This is a genomic window from Piscicoccus intestinalis NBRC 104926 (assembly GCF_001515525.1).
GTDB classification, from domain to species: domain Bacteria; phylum Actinomycetota; class Actinomycetes; order Actinomycetales; family Dermatophilaceae; genus Kineosphaera; species Kineosphaera intestinalis.
In genome coordinates, this window is sequence record NZ_BCNQ01000332.1 from 1 (window position 1) to 544 (window position 544).

At 78.3% G+C, this 544-nt stretch carries 1 protein-coding gene; it reads left to right on the forward strand.

The genetic code is table 11. From position 1 onward, the window contains the following. Nucleotides 1–544: methyltransferase domain-containing protein (locus tag PINTE_RS21545; RefSeq protein WP_157087469.1), on the forward strand; the 544-nt coding region annotated here is incomplete at both ends.

The window sequence follows — 544 nt, forward strand, 5'->3', positions numbered from 1 at the left end:
CGGCGCTGCATGCGCGCCGCTTCGTCGACGCCGGCGTGCGCGAGGTGTGGGACCTGGGCTGCGGGCTCGGGCTCGACGCTGCCGCCTTCGCCGACGCCGGCCTGCGGGTGCTGGCCGTGGACGCCGACGAGGCGACCGCTGCGCTGGCCGCCGAGAACCTGCGCGGCCGGGGCGGCGTGCGGGTGCGGTGGGCCACCGCGCAGGACACGCTCGCGGGCCTGTCCGCGCCGGACGTCGAGGCGGAGGTCGACGCGGGGCGTCTCGGCGTGTGGTTCGATCCGGCGCGGCGGCTGCCGGGGCGTACCGACTCCCGGGGGCGCACGACGCGCACGTTCCGGCTAGATCAGCTCGCCCCGCCGTGGGAGCTCGTGGTGGACACGGCGGCGAGTGTGCCGGCGGTCGGGGCCAAGCTGTCGCCGGGGTTTCCGCACGCGCGCGTGCCCGACGGCGCCGAGGCGCAGTGGGTTTCGTACGACGGCGAGGTGCTCGAGTGCGCGCTGTGGTGGGGCGCGACGGTGCGGCGGCCCGGGCGCACCGCGCTCGT